Here is a 3,092-nt window from a genome sequence, read left to right on the forward strand (position 1 = left end):
GGATCGCGAGAGATGACAACGATGAAGAAATGAGGTGGTTGCATGCGACGGAGCACAGTTGCGCTTCTCATAGCCGTTGCCGCCCTGTCCGGAGTGCTTTGGCTTGGCGGCCTGGCATTGGCGGTGCAAGACCAGTTTTTTTCGGCCGCCAAGCCGCCGACGAAAGAACAACGGCCGCCGACGGCTGAAACAAGGCAACATGACGAGAAAATGGATATTGTTGCTCTTGGCGATTCGTTGACGAGAGGAACGGGCGATGAAAGCGGAAAAGGGTATGTCGGCTATATGGTCGATGAGCTTCGCCGGCAAACGGACAAACCGATCCGTGTGACGAACTTGGCCATCCGCGGCCTTCGCTCTGACGGACTGCTTCGCCAGCTTGGCCAGCCTGAGATTCAGCGGCAAGTCGCCATGGCGGATCTTATTGTGATGACCATCGGCGGCAACGACTTGTTTCAAGGCGGGGAAGCGTTGAAACTGGATCGAAAGCAGCTGAATGAGGCGAAACGGCGATATGTAGCCAACCTAGACCGCATTTTCGCCGCGCTGCGCCGCTTCAACAGCGAAGCGGTCATTTTTGCGATCGGTTTGTACAACCCGTTTGGCGATTTAGACGATGCCAAATGGACGTCGGCGGTTGTGCGCGATTGGAATTTTGCATCAGCGGAAGTGGCGGCCCGCTATCCGAACATCGTCGCGGTGCCGACGTTTGATTTGTTTGCCCTCCATGTCAACGACTATTTGTACAGCGACCATTTTCATCCAAACGCGGCAGGCTACAAGCGGATTGGAGAGCGCGTCGCCTCGCTCATCACGTTGACGGAGGAGGGTGAGCAATGACCAAACAGGTGACGTTAGCGGTCAAAGAGCTGCGGAAAACGATTCGCGGCAAGGAAATTATTAAAGGCATTTCGTTTGAGTTGCATGAGGGGGAAGTATTCGGTTTTTTAGGGCCGAACGGCGCGGGAAAAACGACGACGATCCGCATGCTCGTCGGGCTCATTCGGCCGACGTCGGGGACGGTGGCGATTTGCGGGTATGATCTTCACCGCCAGTTTACCGACGCGATCCGCCAGATCGGCTGCATCGTCGAAAACCCAGAAATGTATCCGTATTTAACAGGCTGGGAAAACCTTGAACATTTCGCCCGCATGATGCCGGGAATTGGTGCAGATCGGATCATGGAAGTGGCGAAGCTCGTCGGCCTTGAACAGCGCATCCATGACCGAGTGGGCACGTATTCGCTCGGCATGCGGCAGCGGCTCGGCATCGCTCAGGCGCTGCTTGGAAAGCCGAAGGTGCTCATTTTGGACGAGCCGACCAACGGCCTTGACCCGGCCGGCATTCGCGAAATGCGCGCCTTCATCCGCTTTTTGGCGGAAACGGAAGGGTTGAGCGTCCTTGTTTCATCGCATTTGTTAAGTGAAATTCAATTAATGTGCGACCGCGTCGCCATTATGGCGAAAGGACGGCTCTTGGCCGTGGACACGGTTGAGCGGCTGTTAAACCAACAGGCGCGCGTCGTCTGGAAAGCNGCTCCAACGGATCGGGCGCGGGCGCTGTTAGCGGCGGAAACCGAGGTGTTGCGCGCCGATGAAGAGACGATCGTCACGCCATATGAGCCGTCGAGACTAGCCGCTTGGAACGCCAAGCTTGTCCAAGCCGGCGTCTCGGTTTCGGAAATTGAACCGCGGCTGCCGACGCTCGAGGACTTGTTTATCGAGCTGACAGGGGGCGAAACGATTGAGTAAGCTCGTGTATAATGAAATGTTGAAAATCGTCCGCAAAAAGCGGCTATGGGTGATCGCCGCCATCATTGCGGTGCTCGTCGCCTTGTTTACATACGCCCAATACCGCGAGACGGAAGAGTTGAGAAAACGGCTTGGCACGACCGACTGGCGGACGCAGCTGCAGCAGCAAATCGTCGATTTGCAAAACCGCTTGCAGTCGCCGAGCATGTCTGAGGAATGGCGGAAATACTTGCAAATCCGCCTCAAGCAGCAGCAGTACTACTTAGAGCACAACATTAATCCGTCCGCCCCTGGAGCGCCGACGTTTATGCGCACGTTTATCGAAAACGCCATCGACTTGTTTTTGCCGCTTTTAGTGATGGTGGTTGCGGCCGATTTAGTGTCGTCCGAGGCAAGCGCTGGAACGATCAAGCTGCTTCTCGTTCGGCCGGTGAAGCGGTGGAAAATTTTGTTGAGCAAATATATCGCGTTGCTCCTGTCGGTGTCGCTCATTATGCTGATGGCGGCGGTGCTGTCGTATGCCATCTCCGGGCTCGTGTTTGGATATGGCGGCTTCCGTCTGCCGCTATTGACCGGATTTGTCCAGCAAGGAGAGGATCTCAATACAGCGAATGTCCACATGATTCCGCAATGGAAATACATTTTGATCGAGCTCGGGCTGGCAGCGTTTGTGAGCGTTGTCGTCGGCACACTGACGTTTATGTTTTCCGTGCTGCTTAGGAGCACGGCGGCGGTGATGGGCATCATGCTGGCAGCATTGATTTCTGGCGCGATTTTGTCGAACATGGTGTCGTCGTGGCATTCGGCAAAATATTTGTTTATGGTCAATTTGCGGCTGACGGATTACATAAAAGGAGCGGCTCCGCCGATTGAGGGGATGACGCTTGGCTTTTCGATGGCCGTGCTGGCTGTCTGGGGGCTTGCAGGGCTTCTTGTCGCTTTTTTTGTCTTTATGCGGCGAGATGTCTATTGAAAACGGCAGAGCGGCGAAAACCCGAGGGGGTGTTCCCTCGGGTTTTTCAGTGAAAGGGGATGAAATGCCTATCTATTCGGCTGCTTGTCGTGAACGCCGGCGAGTCCAAGCGCGTGATGGCCCCGCAGCAACTGCTCCACGGCCGGCCATTGCTGTTCATCGCAACGGATGAGAAGCACGATATCAGCGCCTGTGCGGCTTTGACGGTGCGTGGATTTTCGGTTTACCCACCATTTGAGCAAAATGCCGATTCCGATGCCTGAAACCGCCCCGATAATCCCCCAAATGATCGGACCCCATGCCAACACATAGCCGTAAATCGCCCCTAGCAGCATCAAGCACGTTCCTAAAATCGCCGCCAAGTCAAG

3 protein-coding genes and 2 pseudogenes are annotated in these 3,092 nt (G+C 55.4%); 4 read left to right on the forward strand and 1 reads right to left on the reverse strand.

The features are described 5' to 3' along the window. The first annotated feature begins 42 nt into the window (after positions 1–42). The 4 genes and pseudogenes from VU18_RS07130 (at position 43) to VU18_RS07140 (ending at position 2,724) form a co-directional block, all read left to right on the forward strand. Positions 43–840, forward strand: coding sequence for an SGNH/GDSL hydrolase family protein (locus VU18_RS07130; RefSeq protein WP_011231137.1), 798 nt, complete (start codon positions 43–45; stop codon positions 838–840). Continuing rightward, on the forward strand, positions 837–1,534 hold a 698-nt coding region (locus VU18_RS07135; RefSeq protein WP_236687315.1), incomplete at its 3' end, for an ABC transporter ATP-binding protein. The genes VU18_RS07130 and VU18_RS07135, both read left to right, overlap by 4 nt. Before the next feature lies 1 nt (position 1,535). Then, a pseudogene (locus tag VU18_RS19630) lies at positions 1,536–1,751 on the forward strand (ABC transporter ATP-binding protein); the annotation flags it as partial. After that, entirely contained in the window at positions 1,744–2,724 is a 981-nt protein-coding gene (locus VU18_RS07140) for an ABC transporter permease (RefSeq protein WP_011231139.1), read from the forward strand. The pseudogene VU18_RS19630 and the gene VU18_RS07140, both read left to right, overlap by 8 nt. A gap of 68 nt (positions 2,725–2,792) precedes the next feature. Here VU18_RS07140 and VU18_RS18145 read toward each other — a convergent pair. Continuing rightward, a pseudogene (locus VU18_RS18145) lies at positions 2,793–3,092 on the reverse strand (hypothetical protein); the annotation flags it as partial.

This window comes from Geobacillus sp. ZGt-1 (assembly GCF_001026865.1).
Taxonomy (GTDB): domain Bacteria; phylum Bacillota; class Bacilli; order Bacillales; family Anoxybacillaceae; genus Geobacillus; species Geobacillus thermoleovorans.